Source organism: Stenotrophomonas sp. Marseille-Q5258 (assembly GCF_946900935.1).
GTDB classification, from domain to species: domain Bacteria; phylum Pseudomonadota; class Gammaproteobacteria; order Xanthomonadales; family Xanthomonadaceae; genus Stenotrophomonas; species Stenotrophomonas nematodicola.
This window is the reverse complement of sequence record NZ_CAMPPN010000034.1, coordinates 1-16,464: the sequence shown is the minus strand read 5'-3', so window position 1 is coordinate 16,464 and position 16,464 is coordinate 1. Positions and strand designations below refer to the sequence as shown.

Annotated in this window: 21 protein-coding genes and 1 pseudogene; 12 read left to right on the top strand and 10 right to left on the bottom strand. The window is 66.7% G+C overall.

The features are described from left to right. Positions 1–10 precede the first annotated feature (10 nt). A complete protein-coding gene (locus OC534_RS17525; RefSeq protein WP_136006591.1) occupies positions 11–886 on the top strand; it encodes a PhzF family phenazine biosynthesis protein in 876 nt (291 codons plus the stop codon). Between the two features lie 16 nt (positions 887–902). On the opposite strand, the gene OC534_RS17520 is transcribed toward OC534_RS17525, so the two are convergent. After that, entirely contained in the window at positions 903–2,576 is a 1,674-nt protein-coding gene (locus tag OC534_RS17520; RefSeq protein ID WP_229296452.1) for an amidohydrolase, read from the bottom strand. A 77-nt stretch (positions 2,577–2,653) separates the two neighbouring features. Continuing rightward, entirely contained in the window at positions 2,654–3,088 is a 435-nt protein-coding gene (locus OC534_RS17515) for an OsmC family protein (RefSeq protein WP_136006588.1), read from the bottom strand. A 373-nt stretch (positions 3,089–3,461) separates the two neighbouring features. On the opposite strand from OC534_RS17515, the gene OC534_RS17510 reads away from it, so the two are divergent. From OC534_RS17510 to OC534_RS17495, 4 genes are all read left to right on the top strand, one after another. Beyond that, positions 3,462–3,860, top strand: a complete 399-nt coding sequence (locus tag OC534_RS17510) for an HU family DNA-binding protein (RefSeq protein ID WP_136006586.1) — start codon at positions 3,462–3,464, stop codon at positions 3,858–3,860. A 283-nt stretch (positions 3,861–4,143) separates the two neighbouring features. After that, complete coding sequence (locus tag OC534_RS17505) at positions 4,144–4,452, top strand: DUF3861 family protein (RefSeq protein WP_136006584.1); 309 nt, start codon at positions 4,144–4,146, stop codon at positions 4,450–4,452. A 46-nt stretch (positions 4,453–4,498) separates the two neighbouring features. Beyond that, complete coding sequence (locus tag OC534_RS17500; protein ID WP_262072278.1) at positions 4,499–5,050, top strand: hypothetical protein; 552 nt, start codon at positions 4,499–4,501, stop codon at positions 5,048–5,050. 84 nt (positions 5,051–5,134) lie between these two features. After that, the gene (locus OC534_RS17495; protein ID WP_136006580.1) at positions 5,135–5,731 is read left to right on the top strand and encodes a DUF1439 domain-containing protein; all 597 of its coding nucleotides are present in this window, start codon (positions 5,135–5,137) and stop codon (positions 5,729–5,731) included. Positions 5,732–5,803: 72 nt separating this feature from the next. On the opposite strand, the gene OC534_RS17490 is transcribed toward OC534_RS17495, so the two are convergent. Both OC534_RS17490 and OC534_RS17485 read right to left on the bottom strand, forming a co-directional pair. After that, a complete protein-coding gene (locus tag OC534_RS17490) occupies positions 5,804–6,346 on the bottom strand; it encodes a type 1 glutamine amidotransferase domain-containing protein (RefSeq protein ID WP_017356444.1) in 543 nt (180 codons plus the stop codon). Between the two features lie 84 nt (positions 6,347–6,430). Further along, positions 6,431–6,898, bottom strand: coding sequence for an SET domain-containing protein-lysine N-methyltransferase (locus OC534_RS17485; protein ID WP_017356443.1), 468 nt, complete (start codon positions 6,896–6,898; stop codon positions 6,431–6,433). Between the two features lie 175 nt (positions 6,899–7,073). On the opposite strand from OC534_RS17485, the gene OC534_RS17480 reads away from it, so the two are divergent. From OC534_RS17480 to OC534_RS17455, 6 genes are read left to right on the top strand one after another with little or no spacing between them, the layout of a single operon-like run. Then, positions 7,074–7,526 (top strand): SUF system Fe-S cluster assembly regulator, encoded by a 453-nt coding sequence (locus OC534_RS17480; protein ID WP_017356442.1) that lies wholly within the window; start codon positions 7,074–7,076, stop codon positions 7,524–7,526. Between the two features lie 16 nt (positions 7,527–7,542). Continuing rightward, on the top strand, positions 7,543–9,018 hold the full coding sequence (sufB, locus tag OC534_RS17475; RefSeq protein WP_017356441.1) for a Fe-S cluster assembly protein SufB: 1,476 nt from the start codon (positions 7,543–7,545) through the stop codon (positions 9,016–9,018). After that, a complete protein-coding gene (locus OC534_RS17470) occupies positions 9,015–9,422 on the top strand; it encodes a lysozyme inhibitor LprI family protein (protein WP_136006578.1) in 408 nt (135 codons plus the stop codon). Before sufB ends, OC534_RS17470 begins: the two co-directional genes overlap by 4 nt. A gap of 46 nt (positions 9,423–9,468) precedes the next feature. Further along, positions 9,469–10,233, top strand: a complete 765-nt coding sequence (gene sufC, locus OC534_RS17465) for a Fe-S cluster assembly ATPase SufC (protein WP_017356439.1) — start codon at positions 9,469–9,471, stop codon at positions 10,231–10,233. Next, positions 10,233–11,495 carry a Fe-S cluster assembly protein SufD gene (sufD, locus tag OC534_RS17460; protein WP_262072276.1) on the top strand — a complete coding sequence of 421 codons (1,263 nt, stop codon included), beginning with the start codon at positions 10,233–10,235 and terminating at the stop codon, positions 11,493–11,495. Before sufC ends, sufD begins: the two co-directional genes overlap by 1 nt. Continuing rightward, complete coding sequence (locus tag OC534_RS17455; protein WP_166472706.1) at positions 11,492–12,748, top strand: cysteine desulfurase; 1,257 nt, start codon at positions 11,492–11,494, stop codon at positions 12,746–12,748. Before sufD ends, OC534_RS17455 begins: the two co-directional genes overlap by 4 nt. 98 nt (positions 12,749–12,846) lie before the next feature. Here OC534_RS17455 and OC534_RS17450 read toward each other — a convergent pair whose 3' ends face one another. The 5 genes from OC534_RS17450 to OC534_RS17430 form a co-directional block, all read right to left on the bottom strand. After that, positions 12,847–13,446, bottom strand: a complete 600-nt coding sequence (locus tag OC534_RS17450) for a hypothetical protein (RefSeq protein ID WP_166472705.1) — start codon at positions 13,444–13,446, stop codon at positions 12,847–12,849. A gap of 35 nt (positions 13,447–13,481) precedes the next feature. Next, positions 13,482–13,778, bottom strand: coding sequence for a hypothetical protein (locus OC534_RS17445; RefSeq protein ID WP_017356435.1), 297 nt, complete (start codon positions 13,776–13,778; stop codon positions 13,482–13,484). Between the two features lie 88 nt (positions 13,779–13,866). Beyond that, positions 13,867–14,346, bottom strand: a complete 480-nt coding sequence (locus OC534_RS17440; protein ID WP_262072275.1) for a hypothetical protein — start codon at positions 14,344–14,346, stop codon at positions 13,867–13,869. 27 nt (positions 14,347–14,373) lie between these two features. Beyond that, positions 14,374–14,829, bottom strand: a complete 456-nt coding sequence (locus OC534_RS17435; protein WP_262072274.1) for a hypothetical protein — start codon at positions 14,827–14,829, stop codon at positions 14,374–14,376. 776 nt (positions 14,830–15,605) lie between these two features. Beyond that, complete coding sequence (locus OC534_RS17430; RefSeq protein ID WP_165699741.1) at positions 15,606–15,827, bottom strand: hypothetical protein; 222 nt, start codon at positions 15,825–15,827, stop codon at positions 15,606–15,608. On the opposite strand from OC534_RS17430, the pseudogene OC534_RS17425 reads away from it, so the two are divergent. Next, a pseudogene (locus tag OC534_RS17425) lies at positions 15,747–15,967 on the top strand (aminotransferase class V-fold PLP-dependent enzyme); the annotation flags it as partial. The gene OC534_RS17430 and the pseudogene OC534_RS17425 overlap by 81 nt on opposite strands. Positions 15,968–16,062: 95 nt before the next feature. On the opposite strand, the gene OC534_RS17420 reads toward OC534_RS17425, so the two are convergent. After that, positions 16,063–16,362: a hypothetical protein gene (locus OC534_RS17420; RefSeq protein WP_262072284.1), complete on the bottom strand. Its 300-nt coding sequence runs from the start codon at positions 16,360–16,362 to the stop codon at positions 16,063–16,065. Positions 16,363–16,464: the final 102 nt, after the last annotated feature.

The window sequence follows — 16,464 nt, the reverse complement described above, 5'->3', positions numbered from 1 at the left end:
CGCCGCCTCGATGACCACCCGCCGTTTCCTGCAGTTGGACGTGTTTTCCCCCTATCCCGGTGCCGGCAATCCGCTGGCCGTGGTGCTCGACGCCGAGGGCCTGGACGATGTGGCCATGCAGGCCATCGCCCGCTGGACGCGGCTGCCGGAGACCACCTTCGTGTTCGCCCCGCAGGCGCCGGGCGCCAGCTACGGCATCCGCATGTTCAGCCCGCAGAAGGAAGTGCCGTTCGCCGGCCACCCCAGCGTGGGGACCGCGCACGCCGTGCTCGAGGCCGGCCTGGCCGCGCCGGTGGACGGCGTGCTGGTCCAGGACGGTATTGCCGGCGCGCTGCCGCTGCGTGTGGAGGGCAGCGGTGCCCAGCGCACCATCGCCATCCGCACCCCGCGTGCCCAGGTGGCCGAGGTGACCGTGGCCGATGACCCGCGCCTGCAGGCCGTGCTGGCCGGCTGGGCGCTGGGTGACCTGCCGCCGGCCCGCATGGACGGCGGGCGCAGCTGGTGGGTGGTGGAACTGGCCGACGAAGCGCACCTGCGCGGCCTCACGCCGGACTGGGCCGCGATTGCGGCCCTGGCTGAATCCACCGGCAGCATGGGCGTGTTCGCCTATGCGCGCAGCCAGGAGCCGGCCTACGACCTGGCGGTGCGCGCCTTCGTCGGCAATGGCCGCCGCTTCGAGGATGCCGCCTCGGGCGCGGCCAATGCGGTGCTCGCGGCGTGGCTGGACAGCCGGGGCGCGCTGCCCCGCGACGAACCGCGCTACGTGGTCAGCCAGGGCCGCGAAGTCGGCCACGATGCGCGGCTGAGCCTGCACATCGATGCCGGGGGCGATGTCTGGTCCGGCGGCCAGGTGCAGACCGTCATCCGCGGCACCCTGGACTGGTAAGCGCAGGGGCGGCGCGTCAGCGCGCCGCCTCGTATACCGGCGTGCCGCCCACCCAGGTGGCTCGCACCTGCAGGTCGGCCAGCTGCGCCGGGGGCACCTGCAGCGGATCGCGGTCGAACACCACGAAGTCGGCCTGCAGCCCCGGCTGCAGGCGACCAACGCGATCCTCGTCGCGACCGGCGAACGCGGCATCGGCGGTGAACCCACGCAGCGCCTCGGCGGCGCTCAACCGCTGATCCGGCTGCCAGCCAGCCGACGGGTGGCCGGTGCGGTCCTGTCGCGTCACGGCGGCATACAGCCCCAGCCGCGGATCAACCTGCTCCACCGGGAAGTCTGAGCCCAGCGCCAGCGGCACGCCCGCCGCCAGCATGCGCCGCCAGGCGTACGCCCCCAGGATGCGCTGCGGCCCGACGCGATCCTGCGCCCAGCCCATGTCCGAGGTCGCGTGGGTGGGCTGCATCGAGGCGATCACCTTGCCCTGCGCGAACCGCGGAATGTCCTCCAGCGCCACCACCTGGGCATGTTCCACGCGCCAGCGGTGATCGCCGCCGCTGCGCTCGCCCAGCACGCGTGCGTAGGTGTCGAGCACGATGCGGTTGCCGCGGTCGCCGATGGCGTGTGTGGCCACCTGCAGTCCGCAGCCATCGGCCTTGCGCACGGCCGTTTCGAAATCGGCCGGCGACGTCACCAGCAGGCCGCGGTTGTGCGGATCATCGCTGTAGTCGGCCAGCAGGGCGGCGCCACGACTGCCGAGTGCGCCGTCCATGAACAGCTTCACGCCGCGCATCGCCAGGTGACCGCCGGCATGCCGGTATGGCCCCTGCGCGCACAGATCGTCCAGTGCTCCGCCATTGCCGTCGGCATACGCCTCGATGCGCAACGGCAGGCGACCGGCATCGGCGAAGCGACGCATCAGCGCCAGGTCCTCGCGCGACACGCCCATGTCGTGCACGCCGGTCAGTCCCTGGCTTGCCGCCGCGGCCAGTGCGCGCGTCAACATCTGTTCGCGCGCCGCTGCAGTGGGCGCGGGGATCGCGGCTTGCATCAGCCCCATCGCCTCATCGACGAACACGCCGGTCGGCCGACCCGCCGCATCGCGCTCGATGCGTCCGCCCGCCGGCTGCCAGCGCCCCTGCAGCGTGCGCTGCCCCGGCACCGCCGCCAGCGCGCGCAGGGCTGCGCTGTTGCCCCAGCCGGCGTGGCCGTCCACGCGCCCCAACCAGACCGGTCGATCCGGGAACGCCGCGTCCAGATCGGCGGCACTGGGGAAGCGCGTGTCGGCCCATCGATTCTGGTCCCAGCCGTTGCCGAGCAGCCACCCGTCGGGGTGGTCGGCAGCGAAGCGCTGCAGGCGTGCCACTACCTCCGCGCGGCTGTCCGCACCGGTCAGATCGGCCTGCATCAGCGTCTGCCCCAGGTACATCAGGTGCGCATGTGCGTCGATCAGGCCCGGCACCACCGTGACATCGCCGAGGTCGGTGAGCGGTGCCAAGGGGTACAGCGTCAGGAGGGCCTGGCGGTCGCCGACCGCCAGCACCCGCCCATCGGCCGTGTCCCAGGCCAGTGCGGTCGCCACCGGCGCATCCGCGGCGCCGGTATGGATGGTGGCGGCCGTGACCAGACGGACATCGGCCTGCGCCTGGGCGGCGCAGAAACACGACAGCAGGACAGCCAGAAGGCAATGGCGCACGCGAAGCTCCCGCAGAACGAAACAGGGGCGACTATGCCGCCCCTGCCGGGATCACTCAATCCGCGCTGCGGCATGCGTCAGCCGGCGAGCTCGGCCTCCAGCGAGATCGGCACCGCGCTGAGCGCCTTGGACACCGGACAGTTCTGCTTGGCATCGTCGGCAATGGCGCGGAACTGCGCCGCATCGATCTTCGGCACCACCGCCTTGACCTTCAACGTGATCTGCGACAACTGCGGGCCGCCTTCCATCGACAGATCGACCTTGGCCTCGGTATCCAGCGAGGTTGGCACGAAGCCGGCCTCGGTCAGCTTGGCCGACAGCGCCATCGTGAAGCAGCCGGCATGCGCGGCGGCGATCAGCTCTTCGGGATTGGTGCCCTTCTCGTCGCCGAAGCGGCTGCTGAAGGCGTAGCGGGTACGGTCCATGAGCCCGCTCTGCGGGGTGCTCAATTGTCCCTTGCCTGTCTTGAGGTCACCTTCCCAGTGCGCGGTAGCGTGTCGCGAAATGCCCATCGTGAGTCTCCTTCGGGATGAATGGCAGGCCCAGCCTAGACCGGCGGGCGTTAGCGTGGCGTCGGGTCGGAGGTGGCGCGGCCCCCGGCGTGCCGCGGCGGGTCGCACGCGCCACGTTTTCCACACACGGAGGCTGTTTTCAAGGCATTTTCCGCAGGCACGCAGTGCGCCAACCGCCAGCATCGGCAAGCCGGGGGTACGCACAGCCCCGTGTTTTCAGGGCATGTGCTGATGCACTGCGGTAACCGGAACGGCGAAAAACGCGATTTTTATGCGTCTGCCTATTGGCGGCGCACCCGTGTTGCCCTACATTTCGCTTGCCGACGGGGTTCGGCGCGACCACACCACCAACCGTTCACGAGAACAGGACACCATGGCAAAGACCGCTAAAAAGGCTGCCCCGAAGAAGGCAGTGAAGAAAGTCGCTACGAAGGCAGCCGCGAAGCCGGCCGCTCCCAAGCCGATCAAGGAAGTGCTGAGCAAGTCTGGTCTGGTTGCACACATCGTTGAAGCGTCCGGCGTTGTCGCCAAGGACGTGCGCGCTGTGCTGGCCTCGCTGGAAGGTGCCGTGGCCGCCTCGGTCCACAAGAAGGGCGCAGGCAGCTTCACCCTGCCGGGCCTGCTGAAGATCACCACCGTCAACGTGCCGGCCAAGCCGAAGCGCAAGGGCATCAACCCGTTCACCAAGGAAGAGCAGTGGTTCGCCGCCAAGCCGGCCTCCACCAAGCTGAAGGTGCGTCCGCTCAAGAAGCTCAAGGACGCTGCGCTGTAATCAGCGCGCTTCCTGCAGCACCCGGACGGGACGGCCACGGTCGTCCCGTCTTTTTTTGGCTGGTCTGCCGATCGCAGCGCCCTTGCCCACGCCTCCCGCGCAACACAGCGTTGCCGCAGCGTCCGGCCATGCCTGCAATGCGCGCAAACCCTGCGCCGGCCCCACTGTGCGGCACACCGCCTGCGGCTGGAACGCACAAGGTGGAACACTGCGTGCGACCGTCCCTGTCGCCGATCCCGGGCGTGCGGCCTATGGTGGGCCTGTCCCCACTGTGCAGGCCGCCATGTCCACCTCCTCCCAGCGTTACCGCATTACCGTCACCCCGATCGAGAAGGACGGGTTGCAGTGCAGCGGGCGCTGCACCATCGAACTGGAGCACCGGGCGCAGCGCGACTGGATGCGCCTGCTGGAAGTGGCCAGGCGCCATACGGGGCTCAGCGGCGATGAGCGCGCCGCCGCCATCGTCGCCACCCAGCTGCTGCGCGATCTGGCCCAGCGCCACGCCGCCGAGCCGACGCACGCACTGACTGTGCTGCAGCCCCAGCTGGACGAGGTGCTCGGCGCGCTGGACGCCATCCAGGGCGCGCCCTGATCGACCGCGCCGGCTACACTCGCCCCATTCCAGGGGAGGGGTGCCGATGCGTTCTGCCAGTGTCCTGCTGCCGCTGCTGCTGATCGCCGGCTGCTCGTGCCAGCGTCAGGGCGATGGGGTCGAGGCGGCCGCCGCTGCGTCGGCCACGCCGTCGCCGCGCACCACCGCCGTCACCGTCCCTGCGGATGCCGATGCCGCTGCCGCGGCTGCCGGCACAGTGCCGGCGACGCCGCCGCCCGGTGCGGTGGCAGCGGGCGCAGCCGATGAAGGGGCCACCGTGCGCAACTACATCGGTGTGCTGCTGCGCGGGGATCGCGCTGCCGCTGCGGCGTACTGGGATGGCGGCACCACCCGCCTGCAGCCCGACGACGCCCCGCTGCACCGTCTCACCGACGTGGTGTCGGTGCGGGTGGATACCGACACGCCGATCGCGCGCGACACCGCCCGTCCCTCGCGCCTGCGCGAGGTGCCGATCCGCCTCCGCATCCTGACCCGGCAGGGCACGCTGCACTACCACGGCTGGTACCGCCTGCAGCCACGCGCCGATGGCAGCGGCTGGGAACTCAGCGGCGCGTCACTGCAGCCGAGCCTGGACTGACCGAGCGGCACCGGCGCGCACGTGTCAAAGCTGGATTCAGGCAATGGCGCTATCGTTGGCCACTCATTCCCCACGGCCGCCGCCATGAACGTTCGCCCGATGTTGTCCCGCCTCGCCGCCTGCACCGTTCTTCTGGCCGCCGCCATCGGCGCGCAGGCCGCGCCCACCGTGTCCGGCCGCCAGCTGTCGGTCGGCGCGGCCGACGTGCAGCAGTATCTGGATGGCAGTTTCCCGCGGACCCAGGACGCCCTCGGCGGCCTGATCGCGATGACCATGAGCCATCCGCAGCTCGCGCTGCCGCAGGGCAACCGCCTGGATCTCGGTTTCGATGTCGCGCTGGGTACCGCCGGCAGCGCGCCGGCACCGCTGGGCAAGGTCAAGCTCAGCAGCGGTCTGCGCTACGACGCGCAGACCCAGGGCTTCCACCTTGAACAACCCACCGTGGACGACTTCACCCCGGCCAACAACGGCGGCAAGCTGGACTCGCGCACGCGCGGCCTGCTCAACGCCTGGCTGACCGACTATGCGCGCCGCGAACCGATCTACAGGATCGACCCCAGCGTGGCCGCGGTGCTCGGTGCATTGCAGGTGCAGTCGGCGCAGGTCGAGAACGGCAAGCTGGTGGTCACCTTCAACCAGGACCTGGGCAAGCTGATCCCGGCCGGCGTACTGGGCCGCTGACCGCAGCGGCGGCACCGGCAACCACCGCCGGACCCGGGGATGGCACCGACTGCGGGTCGGTGCCCTGCCCGTCTACGCCGCCAGTGCCTTGGCCACTGCGTCGGCAAACGCCGGAATGTCGCCCGGCTTGCGGCTGGTGATCACATGCCCGTCCACCACCACCTCGGCGTCGGTCCATTCGGCGCCGGCATTGCCCAGATCGGTTTTCAGCGACGGCCACGAGGTCAGGCGGTGGCCGCTGGCCAGGCCGGATTCGATCAGCAGCCACGGGCCGTGGCAGATCGCCGCCACCGGCTTGCCGGCTGCGCCGAACGCCTTGATGAACGCCACCGCCTGCGCATCGATGCGCAGCTTGTCCGGATTGATCACTCCGCCAGGCAGCACCAATGCATCGTAGTCGTCCGCCGTGGCGCCCTGCAGCGGCTGGTCCACGGCCACACTGTCGCCCCAGTTCTTGTCTTTCCAGCCGCGGATCCGCGCGCCGTCACCTGGCGCCACCACCTTCACCGTGGCGCCCCAGGATTCGAGAAGGCGTTTGGGTTCAAGCAGTTCGGACTGCTCGAACCCGTCGGTGGCCAGGATCGCGACGTGCTTGCCGTTGAGTGCGTGTGCCATGCAGGGCTCCGTGGATGAGGGAGCCTGCAGTGTGCCGGCACGGCCATTGGGCCCCGGTGACCGCGATGTGCACGCAGCGTAGGCTTACCGCTTGGGCTGCAGCATGGTCCCGGTGCACTTCTTCGACCCGCAGCGGCATTCCCAGATCTTCTTCAGGCGCGCGGTGTGCCGCTCGGCCAGGACAATGCCGTAGTTGTAGGTCAGCTCGTCGCCCGGCTGGATGTCCTTGATCGCCTCAATGAACACCTTGTCCTCGCGACGGTTGTCGCCCTCGGCCTCTTCGATCACCGCCTCGCAGTTCGGGTCGCAGCTGTGGTTGAGCCAGCGCGCATCGTTACCTTTGTAGTTGGCATCGATGACGTAGTCGTCATTAAGAGTGAACAGGAAGGTGTGGCCACTCTCGACGTCACCGGTGTCGTCCGCGTCGACATCGGCGTGGCTGCGCAGCAGCCCCTTGTACTGGATCACGCGCTCACCCTTGCTGATCGGCGCCAGCGCGAACACGCCATTGCCATGAATGGTGGACTTGCGCGCTTGGATCTTCTTGGGCATCTGGCTGGCCGTTGCGATGGGAAGGGCCGATTCTCCCTTAATCTTTGTGATTGCCAAAGCTACACTGTGTCCCGGCCCCGCCGCGGCCCCGCTGTCAGCGTCCTGAACGGGGTGGGTTGGATGCCCGGGGATAAAAGCGTACAATTTCAGTCCGCTTTATGGCTCTGCCCTCCCCATGCTCCGCGTCACCAAGCTCACCGATTACGCCACCGTCGTACTGACCGTACTCGCTGCCCGTCCGGGCGAGGTACTCAGCGCGACTGAACTGGCCGAGTTCGCCAGCCTCGAACCGCCGACCGTCAGCAAGCTGCTCAAGCCGCTCGCCCAGGCCGGTCTGGTGGAAGGCCTGCGCGGCGTGCGTGGCGGTTACCGCCTCACCCGGCCCGCCGAGCGGATCTCGCTGTTCGAGATCGTCGAGGCGATGGAGGGGCCGCTGGCCCTGACCGAATGCAGCCACGACCACAGCCAGTGCGGCCGCGAGCTGCAGTGTGGTGCGCGCAGCAGCTGGCGCCTGATCAACGACGTGGTGGCCGAAGCCCTGCGCGCGGTCAGTCTGGCGCAGATCCTGCCCCCTCTCCCCCTTGTTGACGCCCACCGCCGCGCCATCGCGGCGGACGTCGTCTCCTGATCCACAGGCAGCCCCCATGGCCACCGATACCCTCGATACCGTCGCCGCCGGCGATACCCCCAACCGCGAGATCCACGAGCAGCTCGGCCGCAAGTACGCGGCGGGCTTCATCACGGAGATCGAATCGGACTCGCTGCCGCCAGGCCTGGACGAGGACACCATCCGTGCCCTGTCGGCCAAGAAGGACGAGCCGGAATGGATGACGCAGTGGCGCCTGGACGCCTACCGCCACTTCCTGACCATGCCGATGCCGGACTGGGCCAAGCTGCAGATCGCGGCGATCGACCTGCAGGCGCTGAGCTACTACTCCGCGCCGAAGGGCCCCAAGTACGCCTCGCTGGATGACGTGCCCAAGGAACTGCTGGATACCTACGACAAGCTGGGCGTGCCCCTGCACGAGCGCGCCAAGCTGGCCGGCGTCGCCGTGGACGCGGTGTTCGACTCGGTCTCGGTCGGCACCACCTTCCGCAAGGAGCTGGCCGAGAAGGGCGTGATCTTCTGCTCGATGTCCGAAGCCATCAAGGAGCACCCGGAACTGGTCAGGCAGTACCTGGGCAGCGTGGTGCCGGTGGGCGACAACTACTTCGCCGCGCTGAACTCGGCGGTGTTCTCCGACGGCAGCTTCGTGTTCATCCCCAAGGGCGTGCGCTGCCCGATGGAGCTGAGCACCTATTTCCGCATCAACGCCGGCCACACCGGCCAGTTCGAGCGCACCCTGATCATCTGCGAGGACAAGGCATACGTGTCCTACCTGGAAGGCTGCACCGCGCCGATGCGCGATGAGAACCAGCTGCACGCCGCGGTCGTCGAGCTGGTGGCGCTGGAAGACGCCGAGATCAAGTATTCCACGGTGCAGAACTGGTACCCGGGCGACGAGAACGGCGTGGGCGGCATCTACAACTTCGTCACCAAGCGTGCCGAATGCCGTGGCGCACGCAGCAAGGTCACCTGGACCCAGGTCGAAACCGGTTCCGCGATCACCTGGAAGTACCCGTCCTGCGTGCTGCTCGGCGACGACTCGGTGGGCGAGTTCCACTCGGTGGCGCTGACCCATCACCGCCAGCAGGCCGATACCGGCACCAAGATGATCCACATCGGCAAGCGCACCAAGAGCAAGATCGTCAGCAAGGGCATCAGCGCCGGCCGCGGCCAGAACACCTACCGGGGCCTGGTCAAGGTGGACCGCAATGCCGACGGCGCGCGCAACTACACCCAGTGCGACTCGCTGCTGATCGGCAAGAAGTGCGGTGCACACACCTTCCCGTACATCGAGGTCAAGAACCCGAGCGCGACGGTGGAGCACGAGGCGACCACCTCCAAGATTTCCGACGACCAGCTGTTCTATTGCCGCGCACGCGGCATCGACCAGGAGAACGCGGTGTCGATGATCGTCGACGGCTTCTGCAAGCAGGTCTTCCGCGAGCTGCCGATGGAATTCGCGGTGGAAGCCAAGAAGCTGCTGGAAGTCAGCCTGGAAGGCTCGGTCGGATGAAGACCCTCCTCGCTCTCGTCCTGCTACTGGGTGCCACGTGTCCGGCGTTCGCGCAGCGCGCCGACTGCAACCCGGGCGGCAACCAGATGGAACTCAATGCCTGCGCCGCGCAGGAACTGCAGCGGGCCGACGCCGCGCTCAACGCCGTGTATCGCCAGGTGCTGGCCAAACACGCCGGTGAAGCGGTCGCGCTGGAGAAGATCAAAGCCGCCCAGCGGTTGTGGATCCAACTGCGCGACGCCGACCTCGAGGCGCGTTATCCGGTAGGCAAGGACGAGAACCCGCGCGTCCTGTACGGCTCGATGTACCCGATGCTGTATGCCGGCTACAAGGCCGCGCTGACCGAAACCCGCACCACCTACCTGCGCAACGAATTCCTGGAGCGCAGCGAATACGACCTCTGAGTCGCGCTGCACGCCCAAATCCCTATCTGACAAGACGACTATCGCAATGTTGAAGATCGACAACCTGCACGCCCGCATCGGCGACAAGGAAATCCTCAAGGGCCTGTCGCTGGACGTGAAGCCCGGCCAGGTGCACGCCATCATGGGCCCCAACGGCGCCGGCAAGTCCACCCTGGGCAACGTCCTGGCCGGCCGCGACGGCTATGAGGTCAGCGAAGGCAGCGTCCAGTTCGAGGGCGCCGACCTGCTCGAGCTGGCCCCCGAAGAACGGGCTGCCGCCGGCCTGTTCCTGGCCTTCCAGTACCCGGTGGAAATCCCCGGGGTGAACAACACCTACTTCCTGCGTGCCGCACTCAACGCGCAGCGCAAGGCACGTGGCCAGGAAGAACTGGATTCCATGCAGTTCCTCAAGCTGGTGCGGCAGAAGCTGGCCGTGCTGCACCTGAAGGACGAACTGCTGCACCGTGGCGTCAATGAAGGCTTCTCCGGTGGCGAGAAGAAACGCAACGAGATCTTCCAGCTGGCGGTGCTCGAGCCGAAGCTGGCCATCTTGGACGAAACCGACTCCGGCCTGGACATCGACGCGCTCAAGAGCGTGGCCGACGGCGTCAACGCACTGCGCTCGCCGGACCGCTCGTTCCTGGTCATCACCCACTACCAGCGCCTGCTGGACTACATCAAGCCGGACGTGGTGCACGTGCTGGCCGACGGGAAGATCGTGCAGAGCGGCGGCCCGGAACTGGCGCTGGAACTGGAAGCCCACGGTTACCACTTCCTGAAGGACCGCGTGGTGCCGGAGGCAGCGGTCTGATGAGCGCACTGCTCGATTCCCTCGCCAGTGGCTTCTGCGGCAGCGACGCCCGTCGCGCCGAGCTGGATGCCGCGCTGCAGGCCGGCCTGCCGGGTCCGCGCACCGAAGCCTGGAAGTACACCTCGCTGCGCCAGCTGGAACGCCGCAGCTTCCGCCCGGCGCCGCTGGCCGCCGCCGAGGTCGACCCCGCGCTGCTGGCCGACGTGCCGTCGCCGCGCCTGGTGTTCGTCAATGGCCGCCCCTCCGCGGCGCTGAGCGAGCTGGGCGACCTGCCGGCCGGCGTGCAGCTGCAGACCCTGTCCGCGGCCCTGGCCGGCGGCGAAGACGCGCTGCGCTTCCTCGGCCGCCGTTTCGAGCGCAGCGACGAGATCTTCGCCCGCCTCAACGCCGCCCTCGCCGATGAAGGCGTGCTGGTGCGAGTGGACGACAAGGCGCAGATCGACCTGCCGCTGCAGCTGGTGTTCGTCAGCGTGGCCGGCAGCGCCGACTTGGCCTGGCACCACCGCCACCTGATCGAACTGCGCGCCGGCGCCTCGCTCGGCGTGATCGAGCACCACCTGCATGTGGGCGATGTCGCCCACCTGGGCAACACGCTGGTGCATGTGCACCTGGCGCAGGACAGTGTGCTGGCCCACGCCCGCGTGCAGGCCGATGGCGTGCGCGCCACCGCGCTGCTGCGCACCGACGCCGTGCTGGCCCGCAACGCCCAATACCGCCGCATCGACCTGGAGCTGGGCGCGGCACTGAGCCGCCACGAGCTCAACGTGCGCCTGGAAGGCGACAACGCCCAGCTGACCGCCAACGGCGTGCTGCTCGGCAATGGCCGCCGCCATGTCGATACCCGCCTGGGCATCGACCACATCGCGCGTGATACCGCCTCGGAAATGCTGTGGCGCGGCGTGGCCGCCAACCGCAGCCGCGTGGTCTTCCACGGCGGCATCCACATCCGCGAAGGCGCCGATGGCACCGACGCCAACCTGTCCAACAAGAACCTGCTGCTCTCGGCCGATGCCGAGATCGATACCCAGCCCACGCTGGTGATCGACGCCGACGAGGTGAAGGCCGCGCACGGTGCCACCGTGGGCCAGCTCGACGCCAATGCGCTGTTCTACCTGCGCTCGCGCGGCCTGCCCGCCGACCAGGCGCGGCAGCTGCTCAGCGCGGCGTTCTGCCACGAACCGCTCAAGGTGCTCGACGCGCGCCTGACCGGGCAGCTCGCCCGCCACCTCGACCGCGCCCTGGCACAGGCGGGCGTGGCATGAACCTGTCCACGCCGCGCCCGGTCGTGCCCACCGGCAGCGCCCCCGACTGGGCGCGCGTGCGCCTGGACTTCCCGCTGCTGATGCGCGAAGTGCACGGCAAGCCGCTGGTGTACTTCGACAACGCCAACACCGGCCAGAAGCCGGTGCAGGTGATCGGCGCGGTGGACGAGTTCTACCGCCGCTACAACGCCAACGTCAGCCGTGCCGTGCACGCGCTGGGTACCGAAGCCACCGACGCCTACGAGGGCGCGCGTGCGAAGCTGGCACGCTTCCTCAACGTGCGCGCCAGCGAGCTGGTGCTGTGCAGCGGCACCACCTTCGCGCTCAACCTGGTGGCCTACTCGTGGGCGCTGCCGCGCCTGAAGGCCGGCGACGTCATCCTGGTCTCGCGCATGGAGCACCACGCCAACATCGTGCCGTGGCAGCTGGTCGCCCAGCGCACCGGCGCGACCATCCGCGTTGCCGAGATCACCCCGGAAGGCGCGCTCGACCTGGACGCCCTGCGCAAGGCCATGACCCCCGAGGTCAAGCTGCTTGCTGTCACCCACGTCTCCAACGTGCTGGGCACGGTAAATCCGGTCCGCGAGATCTGCCGGGAAGCGCGCAAGCGCGGCATCATCACCGTGGTGGACGGCTCGCAGGCCGTGCCGCACCGCAAGGTCGACGTCGCCGCGATCGGCTGCGACTTCTACGCCATCACCGGCCACAAGATGTGCGGCCCCACCGGCACCGGCGCCCTGTGGGCCCGACGCGAGCACCTCGATGCCATGCCCCCGTTCCTGGGTGGCGGCGAGATGATCAAGGAAGTCAGCTTCGAGGGCACCGTGTTCAACGACGCCCCGCACAAGTTCGAGGCCGGCACCCCCAACATCGCCGGCTTCATCGGCCTAGGTGTGGCGGTGGACTACCTGGAAACGCTCGGCCTGGAGCACGTGGAAGCGCGCGAGGCCGACCTGCTGGCGCACTTCACTGAAGAGCTGAACAAGATCGACGGCCTGCGCATTTTCGGCACCACGCCGGACAAGGCAGCGGTGGTGTCCTTCCTGATCGACGGCGCCCATTCGCACGATCTGGCCACCCTGCTCGACCTGGAAGGGGTCGCTGTGCGCTCCGGCCAGCACTGCGCGCACCCGCTGCTGCAGTACTACGGCGTGGCGGCCACGTGCCGTGCTTCGCTCGCGTTCTACAACACGCATGATGAAATCGAGCGCTTCATTGCGGCGTTGAACAAGGTGCGCAAGTTGCTGGGGTGATGCGTCGGTGAGTACTGGGCGCCAGAGAAAACGCTGCGGGAGATCGCGGCGTTTTTTTTGCCATTGCCTCTGCACCGTGGCCAGCCCGCGCCGCCATGTCACCGTTCAATAGTGACGCTCTCGAGGACACCCATCCGGCCTGAATCAACCGGATCTGCGTGAGCGTTGCGGACACCCGCCTGATTCCAATGAAAGACACCGGTTGCCCGGACATACATCGCGTTGTCAGGCGCAGCCTTGAACGACACCGCTCCCATGCCCGGACTCGTTCCTCGATAGATCACCAGTGAACTGGACGAGTCCCGCATGTCCAGCGCCTCACGCGTAGGAAAGACAAGAACGGCGTCGTTGACCTCATCCACCCATACGCCCACCGATATCTTCATTCCGTCGAATCGATCCGGTGCAGCAAGCACGCTGGTCAGGCTGGTCATGCAGGTCGGCGAGCCATCGCCATTCCCCTGCATCCTGCATGCCGCAGGCACCTGACTGCCCTCCCCGCCCGCCGGTAGATACCCGCATCCGGGAAGTGCGACGAGACCTGCGGCGAGCAGGAACAGGCGTAGGCAGGGCGTCATCACGGGGTCGGCATCCTCAATCCTGGCAACCTGCCAGCGGGAAGCAATCCCGCTGATCCATGCGGATGAAACATCCGCGTGGGAATGATCATACGGCGCCGCTCGGGTCGTAGTGGACATCTCCCGATTGCAGAGCCCGCCGGCATTTCAATGAATCAGCCGGTCATCAACGCCACGCTGGCAAAAGCCACTACCGCAATCACCAACAGTACGCGTATTGCAGCCATCTCGCCGCGAACCTGATGCAGCGCGTGTAACGGAGCCCGCTTCTCCAACCCCAGTACCACCGTCAGGTACGTTGCCTGCCCGTGCAGGCCCAGGGATTCTGGACAGCCCAGACGCCTCCATAGCGCTGGATACAGCTGAGGAAATCGCCGGGTAAATCTGAAAAACGTGATCAGGTAGAAAAAAACAGAAACAAACGCCACTAGAAAAACGATATTGATCATCATGGTAGTTCCCCGGGTGCAACCCGCAACGTCACACATCCCGACACTCGCTGCCGCCCGCGCCTCCTTCGCGCGTGACGACGCCAGCACGCTACAACCGCAGCATCGTGACGATTCCGTACACAATCAGAACTGCGTATGTAGCCACAACGCCTCTCAGCACCCACCGCGTTCCGGCAGGGACGCTCAGCCCCTGCTGCGTCATTGCGAGCGCGAACACGCCACGCAGGCACGCAAACCACCAATCCACGTTCTGAATACCAACCCGGCGCAGCACATTCGGGTGTGACTTATCCATCCTGACAAGAAGAACGTGCGCGGCAATACCGTTAACCCACGCGGCCAGCCCCACGATCACGAGCATCATGGATAGCACCCCATCAACCCCATTCATTCCCAGCCCCCTGTCAAATCCACGATTCTTACCGGCACCATAGAACATGAGCCCCAGATGGGGGACCCGCCAGATGAACAGCATAAACACTCCCCAGTCCACACGGCCGGATCTGCTGCGCACCACACTGATCGTCGCCGTCACCACCGCGAAGAAGTGCTGCAGCGCTGGCCGCATTACTACCAGGGTGGCGGACGCGGCTGCTCAGAAGGGCTGGGTTCCACGCGCCGACAGGCACAGGCGCTTGGCCGTGTGCGCGACCGTCCGCGCGCACGTTGTCATGTCGACGCCACAGCTGTCCGCCTCCAGAAACCTGTCATCGGACCCGACAATTGCGAAGTAGACCCGCTGTCTGGTGGGCTCGATGGTGCCTGCGCCAGCAACACGGACCACGTCTACTATCCGCACGCTGCAATACAATGGTGCGGCAGTGGAGCGCAGCACGTCTGCCACCGACATCGCATAGTCAATCGCCAGCGGGTTACCCGGCTGTTGATTGATCACATTGACATCTGCGGCCCGCTCCGGTGTGCAGGCGCTTGCGAAGATCGTGCAGAAGCCCAGGCTGCCCACGCACCCAGTCAACGCACCCACCCGGGACAGGATACCGGCTGATTCGCCAGACCCACCCAACTTGGCAACCCTTGGAAACTTGCGCATCGTAGCTACCTGCTCCGGAACGTGACCGATCGACTCCACCCGTGCGCCCCTCGAACCGAGGTTCCCTGCAGGGCCCTTCCAGTACGCACAACCCAGCTACTCCTGCGGATTCTTACAGGCGGAACGGGCGAGATCGGCTGCCTTGGCTACGCAATCTCCAACACCATCGGAGCATGTCTCAGCGGCTACGAACCGGTTCTGGCCATCAGCCACCACGTAGTAGAACCTATCCCCCGTCTTCCCGTCAGCCGAGCGCTCGATCTGAGATGCAATCAGATTCACCTTGATTCCAGGACCACCCACCCGGCCGTCTGATTCCAGACGACGGAGAAGCTCCACCTCAAACTTCTGTGCGCTGCCACTATGCGGCTGATGATTCAGCACATCAAAATCGCACGCCGGCCTGCTTACGCACCCCGACGTTCCGCAGATGATCGCCAACAGCACCGCACTCCGAGTCAGGCTGACGTCCACACTGGTCTCCATAGGCAAAAAGCCACGTGGACGTATCCGAGAACTGCCGATCAAGCCGCTTGGCATCAAGCCTCCCTTCGATGCTATGGAATCCCTTGAAGTCTCTCAGGTCAAGTTTCGAAGTGCCTTCATTGGACCCGCCTCGGTCCGACATGAAATGTGCGTTGGTGAACCCATCCTTCGGTACGGGCGTTCTAGCCCCAGGCACGCAAACCACCCATCCACTTTTTGATACCAACCCTGCATAGCGTATTCGGGTTTGACTTTCCACGACTCCTACCAACGACCATCCAGGGTGAACGCTATTCGCCGGATGCCGCCCCTTGGCTGGCGGGCTTGAGCATAAAGCGCGCGGCAACAACTCCAACATAGAACGTGATCCCCAGATAGGGGACCAACCAGATGAACAGCAGGAACATTCCCCAGTCGACAAGCCGGGAGATGCCATGCCGCCGTTCCTGGGCGGCGGCGAGATGATCAAGGAGGTCGGCGTCGAGGGCACCGTGTTCAACGATGCCCCACATATGTTCGAGGCCGGCATCCCCACATCGCCGGCTTCATCGGCCTGGGCGTGGCGGTGGACTACCTGGGGACCCTCAGCCTGAAGCACGTGGAAACACGCGAGGCCGCCCTGCTGGCGCACTTCACCGAAGAGCTGAGCAAGAGTCCGTCAGTTCGTCGGTCCGGCGCGCAACGCTACCGGTGTGGCGTCGTGGTGGACGCCTCCCGGTTGCGATGCCGCGCCGGCATTTTAATGACTCACCCGGTCATGAACGCCACGCCGGTAAAAGCAACTACCGCAATCGCCAACAGCACGCGTATTGCAACCATCTCGCCGCGAACTTGACGCAGAGCGTGTAACGGCACCCGCTTTTCCAACCCCAACACCACCGTCAAGTACGTTGCCTGACCATGCAGGCCCAGGGATTCTGGACAGCCCAGACGCTTCCATAGCTCTGGATATAGTCGCGGAAAGTTTTGAAGACCGTTTTTATGAATCAGCGGCGGCCTATCGTCAATAACCAATTGGCTATCGAAAACTGATACTCGAACCCACATCGGCTATCGTTATATTCACCTGCATTTCAATGAGGCTTTTTCCTACGCACTGATGCTGCAGCGCAATCAGGCGACGCGCTTGCACGGTCCCCGTTGTGCCCC

Bases quoted from the DNA above. Each gene is read 5' to 3' on its own strand.
- OC534_RS17505 (WP_136006584.1), top strand. From the start codon at position 4,144: ATGTCCACCTCCTCCCAGCGTTACCGCATTACCGTCACCCCGATCGAG.
- OC534_RS17485 (WP_017356443.1), bottom strand. From the start codon at position 6,898: ATGCCCAAGAAGATCCAAGCGCGCAAGTCCACCATTCATGGCAATGGC.
- sufD (WP_262072276.1), top strand. From the start codon at position 10,233: ATGAGCGCACTGCTCGATTCCCTCGCCAGTGGCTTCTGCGGCAGCGAC.
- OC534_RS17495 (WP_136006580.1), top strand. From the start codon at position 5,135: ATGAACGTTCGCCCGATGTTGTCCCGCCTCGCCGCCTGCACCGTTCTT.
- OC534_RS17525 (WP_136006591.1), top strand. From the start codon at position 11: ATGACCACCCGCCGTTTCCTGCAGTTGGACGTGTTTTCCCCCTATCCC.
- OC534_RS17440 (WP_262072275.1), bottom strand. From the start codon at position 14,346: ATGCGGCCAGCGCTGCAGCACTTCTTCGCGGTGGTGACGGCGACGATC.
- OC534_RS17450 (WP_166472705.1), bottom strand. From the start codon at position 13,446: ATGTCCACTACGACCCGAGCGGCGCCGTATGATCATTCCCACGCGGAT.
- OC534_RS17480 (WP_017356442.1), top strand. From the start codon at position 7,074: ATGCTCCGCGTCACCAAGCTCACCGATTACGCCACCGTCGTACTGACC.
- OC534_RS17435 (WP_262072274.1), bottom strand. From the start codon at position 14,829: ATGCGCAAGTTTCCAAGGGTTGCCAAGTTGGGTGGGTCTGGCGAATCA.
- OC534_RS17455 (WP_166472706.1), top strand. From the start codon at position 11,492: ATGAACCTGTCCACGCCGCGCCCGGTCGTGCCCACCGGCAGCGCCCCC.
- OC534_RS17490 (WP_017356444.1), bottom strand. From the start codon at position 6,346: ATGGCACACGCACTCAACGGCAAGCACGTCGCGATCCTGGCCACCGAC.
- OC534_RS17500 (WP_262072278.1), top strand. From the start codon at position 4,499: ATGCGTTCTGCCAGTGTCCTGCTGCCGCTGCTGCTGATCGCCGGCTGC.
- sufC (WP_017356439.1), top strand. From the start codon at position 9,469: ATGTTGAAGATCGACAACCTGCACGCCCGCATCGGCGACAAGGAAATC.
- OC534_RS17420 (WP_262072284.1), bottom strand. From the start codon at position 16,362: ATGTGGGTTCGAGTATCAGTTTTCGATAGCCAATTGGTTATTGACGAT.
- OC534_RS17470 (WP_136006578.1), top strand. From the start codon at position 9,015: ATGAAGACCCTCCTCGCTCTCGTCCTGCTACTGGGTGCCACGTGTCCG.
- OC534_RS17445 (WP_017356435.1), bottom strand. From the start codon at position 13,778: ATGATGATCAATATCGTTTTTCTAGTGGCGTTTGTTTCTGTTTTTTTC.
- sufB (WP_017356441.1), top strand. From the start codon at position 7,543: ATGGCCACCGATACCCTCGATACCGTCGCCGCCGGCGATACCCCCAAC.
- OC534_RS17515 (WP_136006588.1), bottom strand. From the start codon at position 3,088: ATGGGCATTTCGCGACACGCTACCGCGCACTGGGAAGGTGACCTCAAG.
- OC534_RS17510 (WP_136006586.1), top strand. From the start codon at position 3,462: ATGGCAAAGACCGCTAAAAAGGCTGCCCCGAAGAAGGCAGTGAAGAAA.
- OC534_RS17430 (WP_165699741.1), bottom strand. From the start codon at position 15,827: ATGTGGGGCATCGTTGAACACGGTGCCCTCGACGCCGACCTCCTTGAT.